Source organism: Aeromonas media (assembly GCF_000819985.1).
Classification (GTDB): Bacteria; Pseudomonadota; Gammaproteobacteria; order Enterobacterales; family Aeromonadaceae; genus Aeromonas; species Aeromonas media.
On the sequence record NZ_CDBZ01000044.1, the window covers coordinates 754 to 5931 of the forward strand.

Consider the following 5178-nt stretch of genomic DNA (forward strand, 5'->3'; position numbering starts at 1 on the left):
GCTGGCCCTGGCCGGGGTGGTAGAACTGCAGCAGGGCATAGAGGTGGCCGAGATTGGCCAGGCTGCTCATGGCGATCACGTCCGGGTGATCGGACTCCGAGTGGTAACTGAGCCTGGCCTCTCCCTCTTCCTCCCGCAGGACGATTCTATCGCACTCGCCGATGAGGGGGCGGTAGGCGAGAAAGAAGTGCAGGGCCTGGCGCAGGGTGGCGGCGTTGCAGCACAGGCTCGCCAGCGGCAGGTAGTCGGCAAAGAGCCCCGCGAGCGAGGGGGGCGACCACTTGTGGGACATGTCCAGATGGGGGGCGACCCGGGTCAGCAGCCGGAAGTGGCGCTGGGCATCGATCCGCCCCTGGAGGAGCAGCAACTCTTCTCTGGCAATACCGGCTTCTTGCAGGAGCTGGGCCGGATCCCATCCCTCTCTCTGCCAGTGGTTGAGGCAGTGCAGGGCTATCCGGTTGGAGACTGTCTTCACGGCGAAAATCCTTGTCGGCGGTGGCCCACCATCATCCGCTAATGGCCATGAATTGCCGTGAGCCAGGTTCGGCTTCATGTTTCAGAAATGTAACCAAGGGTAACCCTGCAACCCTTTTCACACTTTTCGAACTTGCTCCCAACCGGCAATTCCCTGCACCCGCAGGGCAAGTGAGGCGGGCTGATTTTGCATAGAGTGGCCACTCCGACACACACAAGGAAGATAACAATAATGAAACACCACTCGCTCTCCCGAACCCGCGTCGCCCTCGCCATAGGGGCCCTGCTGTTGGCCGGGTGCAATGACAACGACTCCACCCCCAAGCCGGCGCAGCCCACCCTGGGCCACCGCACCGTCAGCCTGATCGAGCAGGATGGCCTGCAATTCAAGGATCTCGATGGCAGCGGCACCCTGACCCCCTATGAAGACTGGCGCCTCGGCGCCGCCGAGCGGGCCCGGGATCTGGTGGGCAGGCTCTCCCTGGCCCAGAAGGCGGGCCTGATGATGCACGGCACCCTGGTGCTGGACGCAGACGGGCGGGTCAACCTCACCGCCATGGACAAGATGCTGCGTGAGGATGGCGTCAATACCTACATCACTCGCATGGCGGGGGATCCGGCGGCCATCGCCGACGACAACAACCGGCTGCAGGCCCTGCTGGAAGGGGTGGGGCTCGGCATCCCCATGACGGTGAGCACGGATCCCCGCAACCACTTCACCCATGATCCCAACGCCACCAGCATAGGCGCCGGGGCCTTCTCCCAGTGGCCCGAGACCCTGGGGCTCGCCGCCATCGGCGATGCCGCCCTGGTGCAGCGATTTGGCGACATCGCCCGTCAGGAGTACAGGGCCGTCGGCATTCACGAGGCCCTCTCTCCCCAGGCGGATCTCGCGACCGAGCCGCGCTGGGGCCGCATCAACGGCACCTTCGGCGAGGACAACCTGCTCGCCAAATCCCTGGTCAAGGCCTACATCGAGGGCTTCCAGCAGGGGAGCGACGGCATCGGCCCGGAGAGCGTGGTCACCGTGGTCAAGCACTTCGCCGGGGCAGGTCCCCAGAAAGATGGCCTGGATGCCCACAACCCCTGGGGCAAGGAGCAGGTCTACCCGGGCGGCCAGTTCGCCTATCACCTGGTGCCCTTCGAGGGGGCCTTCGAGGCCAGGGTGGGGGCAGTGATGCCCTATTACGCCCTGCCCGAGGGGCTGACCTATGAAGGCCAGGCCATCGAGGAGGTGGGCTTTGGCTTCAACCGCCAGATCCTCACCGACTTGCTGCGGGGCCACTTCAAGTTCGACGGCGTGGTCTTGAGCGACTGGGGCATCGTCAACGACTGCGACAGCCGCTGCGAGCAGGGGCTGACCCAGGATGAGGTGACGGCGGGCGTCAGCCCCTGGACAGTGCCCTTTGGCATGTCCTGGGGGGTGGAGAAGCTCACCAAGGCCGAACGCTACGCCAAGGCCATCGACGCCGGGGTGGATCAGTTCGGCGGCGTGGAAGATCCCGCTCCCTTGCTGGCGGCGGTGCAGAGCGGCCTGGTGACCGAGGCGGCCATCACCACCTCGGCCGAGCGGATCCTGGAACAGAAGTTCGCCCTGGGACTGTTCGAGAACCCCTATGTGGATACCCAGGCTGCGGTGGCCCTGGTGGGCAAGGCCGAGTTCCAGCAGGAGGCCCAGGCCGCCCAGGCGGCGTCCCACGTGTTGCTGAAGAACGAGGGATCCCTGCTGCCGCTCAAGGCGGACGGCAAGCGGGTCTACCTGCATAACGTCAATGCCGAGGTGGCCAAGGCCAACGGTTACACCGTAGTGACTGAGCTGGCCCAGGCCGATCTCGCCATCGTGCGGGTCAATGCCCCGGGTGAGCAGGATCCCCGCTTCCCGTTTGGCAGCATCCACTTCGGTCAGCTCGGCTTTGCCAGCGCCGATCAGGTGGTGCAGGAGACGGCCCACGAGGGGGTCTACCGCGGGGCGGACGAGTACGCCGCCATCCAGGCCATAGCGCAGGCCGGGGTGCCCATGGTGCTCTCCGTCTATCTGGACAGGCCCGCCATCCTGACCGAGGTGGCACCGGCAGCCCAGGTGCTGCTTGCCAACTTCGGTGCCCTGGATCAGGCGCTGTTCGACGTCATCAGCGGCAAGGCCAAGGCCAGCGGCAAGCTGCCCTTCGAGCTGCCCTCCAGCTGGCAGGCGGTGCAAAACCAGCACCCGGACGTGGCGAAGGACTCCGCGAACCCGCTCTACCCCTATGGTGCCGGTCTGGCCTATTGAGGGCGAGCCCGACATCCATCATCAAGGCGCCTCCGGGCGCCTTTTCCATGGGGATCATCCATGGGGCATAGCTGATTGCCCTGCCCGGGACAGGCGCCGCATCCTTGAGCACCCCACGAGGGGAGGGGCATGGGTCTTTTTTCCGGTTGGAGGATCCCGAGGTTTTGATCCGCGCGATGGTGGGGGCTGCGGGAAAGCGGGTTGTCGCCGATATGCGCGGACTTCTGTTTGGTATCAATGGCCATCGACGGGAACATGTCGGCAATCAGTTCACTGAATACCCTAGCTAAGGATAATATCCGGGCAGTTATTGAGGCACAGATCATTTATTATGATGGGGCGCCAATTAAATTAACAGCCAGTATAGGTTTTTCATCGCTGCTGCATCAGGATACGGAATTAAGCTCAATACTCAAACGGGCAGATGATGCGTTGTATGCTGCGAAAAGGAATGGCCGTAACCGGGTTGAATTCAACGATGGATAGCCTCCTCTGCACCGTTCTGGTTATGGTCGGGACATCCTGATATCGGGCTCGCATGAGCGAGAATAGCCGGTTTCTCCCCTGTACCCGTATCATCCCTCCGCTGGTTTGATGGTGCAAAACCAGCATCCGAACGTGGCGAAGGACGCCGAGAGTCCCCCTGTCCCTAGGGTGCCGGCCTGTCTATTGACAGGCAAGCGAGGCCATCGACCATCTCCGCTTGGGAAAGCAAAGGGTGATTTCAGCTATTCCCCGATCCATTAAGGGACATCATCCGCGACTGCGGGTGGTGCGCTGGCGGGTCGAAGGCTGTCACCAGCGCTGGAAAAGTGCAGGCACCCGGGTCGATGTGTCGAGAGTGCCGCGCCGGAGCGATATTGAGCACATGTGCGTCATCTTGGCGTTTATCACGGTGTGGTTGCTACAACTGTGCGTTATCAGGAGCGCGCAGCGTGGTGAAAAGGGGCTGAGCCCGAACGGCGGGCAGTGGCTGTGATTGAAGGTGGAGAAAACAGCATTACCGGCGGCGACACCGACCATGCATTGGGTCTGCAGGATGCTGGCCATCCTGGGCGGCAGGAAAGACAGGAAACGAGCGGGAGGCCTCCATCGAAAGGTGATGGGAAGGATGGTTCAAGTTACAAACCATCCTTGAAGGCTAAGAGTGGGCCTTGTCTCTTGTCCACGATGCGTCGTGCTCACGAGACCGGCCCGGGGCTGGTTTCGTTGGGCCGAAGGCTCGTGCCCCTCAGAGCTGCTTGTAGAAGAACTGGGTCGCTGCCAGGGTGCCGTCGGCGCTCTTGGCGAAGTTCGGGATCTGGCCGGCCTCCTGGTAGCCCAGCTGGCGGTAGAGGGTGGAGGCGATGTCACCGACCCGGGTATCCAGTACCAGCAGGGTGCGCCCGGCCTCGCGGGCTCCCTGCTCCATGGCATTCATGAGGGCGCGGCCCACCCCCTTGCCGCGGGCCTGGCTGTGTACCATCAACTTTTCCACCTCGGCCCTGTGGCCCCCGTTGGCCTTGGTACACAGGGAGAGCTGCAGGGCGCCTACCAGATGGTGCTGATCGAAGGCCACCCAGAGCTTGCGCACTCCGTCGGCCAGCTCCCCTTCGATACCTTGCCAGTACTCCAATCCCCGCTCTTCCTGCAGGGGAGGCAAGAAGCCCACCGAGGCGCCACTGGCCACGCAATCTTGCAGCAGGGTGATCAACGCAGGCTTGATGCCTCTGGTGCTATCGACCTCAAGGATCTCCATTGAAACTCCTCTTCTTGTATCCGATTGCCAATCAATTCGGGATTAACGGTTCAATCTTGCTCTGTCAGCCGGAGCTAAAGGCTGTCCACGAGTCATCTCCCTAACGGATCAAGCCCTGCTCAGCCAGCCATTGAAACAGCAGGCGGGAGACCGGCGAGATATCATCCAGATGGCGGTTGTCCAGCCAGCGTAGCTCGGCGATCTCCGCCGAGGCGGTGGGGCCGCCGTCAGCCTCGCCGGTGTAGCAACGCAGATTGACATTCACCCCTTGCGGCTTGCCGTCGGCCTGGGCGCTGAACTCGCAGGCGAGGCGCAGAGTCTCGGGTTTGAGGCTGACCGCCAGCTCCTCCGCTATCTCGCGCACCAGGGCCGCCTCGTCGCTCTCGCCCGGCTCACGCTTGCCGCCGGGGATGTAGTAGAGGGCCTTGCCGTGGGAGCGGGCACAGAGCAGTTGCCCCTCCTTGAAGGTGAGCCAGGCGAGTTTGTCGATCATGGGGCTGATTCCTCTTGTAGAAGGTGAGCTGACTGCTCGTACAGGGTGCGATAGGAGCGGGTTTCCCGCATCTCGGGGCCGAGCCCCAGCCGGGTGGCCAGCGCCAGCAGTTGCTCCCGGTAGACGGGCAGCGCGGTCTCCTCGTCGGTCATGATGGCGAGCTCGGCAAAATCGCCGATCCCGGCAAGGGAAGGTGCGAACAAG

At 63.2% G+C, this 5178-nt stretch carries 5 protein-coding genes and 1 pseudogene; 2 read left to right on the plus strand and 4 right to left on the minus strand.

Annotated elements, in window-relative coordinates; translation table 11 throughout:
- Nucleotides 1–475: AraC family transcriptional regulator ligand-binding domain-containing protein (locus tag BN1127_RS22645; RefSeq protein ID WP_048824627.1), on the minus strand; the 475-nt coding region annotated here is incomplete at its 3' end.
- A gap of 231 nt (nucleotides 476–706) precedes the next feature.
- On the opposite strand from BN1127_RS22645, the gene BN1127_RS03580 reads away from it, so the two are divergent.
- Nucleotides 707–2743 (plus strand): glycoside hydrolase family 3 protein, encoded by a 2037-nt coding sequence (locus BN1127_RS03580; protein ID WP_042648524.1) that lies wholly within the window; start codon nucleotides 707–709, stop codon nucleotides 2741–2743.
- A gap of 255 nt (nucleotides 2744–2998) precedes the next feature.
- On the plus strand, nucleotides 2999–3229 hold the full coding sequence (locus BN1127_RS23105) for a GGDEF domain-containing protein (protein WP_197069618.1): 231 nt from the start codon (nucleotides 2999–3001) through the stop codon (nucleotides 3227–3229).
- A gap of 745 nt (nucleotides 3230–3974) precedes the next feature.
- On the opposite strand, the gene BN1127_RS03585 is transcribed toward BN1127_RS23105, so the two are convergent.
- The 3 genes and pseudogenes from BN1127_RS03585 to BN1127_RS22340 form a co-directional block, all read right to left on the minus strand.
- On the minus strand, nucleotides 3975–4481 hold the full coding sequence (locus BN1127_RS03585; RefSeq protein WP_042648525.1) for a GNAT family N-acetyltransferase: 507 nt from the start codon (nucleotides 4479–4481) through the stop codon (nucleotides 3975–3977).
- A 100-nt stretch (nucleotides 4482–4581) separates the two neighbouring features.
- Entirely contained in the window at nucleotides 4582–4974 is a 393-nt protein-coding gene (locus BN1127_RS03590; protein ID WP_042648526.1) for an NUDIX hydrolase, read from the minus strand.
- A pseudogene (locus tag BN1127_RS22340) lies at nucleotides 4971–5178 on the minus strand (class IV adenylate cyclase); the annotation flags it as partial. The gene BN1127_RS03590 and the pseudogene BN1127_RS22340, both read right to left, overlap by 4 nt.

Excerpts from the sequence above, each read along its gene's own strand:
- BN1127_RS03580 (WP_042648524.1), top strand. The coding sequence starts at position 707 with ATGAAACACCACTCGCTCTCCCGAACCCGCGTCGCCCTCGCCATAGGG.
- BN1127_RS23105 (WP_197069618.1), top strand. The coding sequence starts at position 2,999 with ATGTCGGCAATCAGTTCACTGAATACCCTAGCTAAGGATAATATCCGG.
- BN1127_RS03585 (WP_042648525.1), bottom strand. The coding sequence starts at position 4,481 with ATGGAGATCCTTGAGGTCGATAGCACCAGAGGCATCAAGCCTGCGTTG.
- BN1127_RS03590 (WP_042648526.1), bottom strand. The coding sequence starts at position 4,974 with ATGATCGACAAACTCGCCTGGCTCACCTTCAAGGAGGGGCAACTGCTC.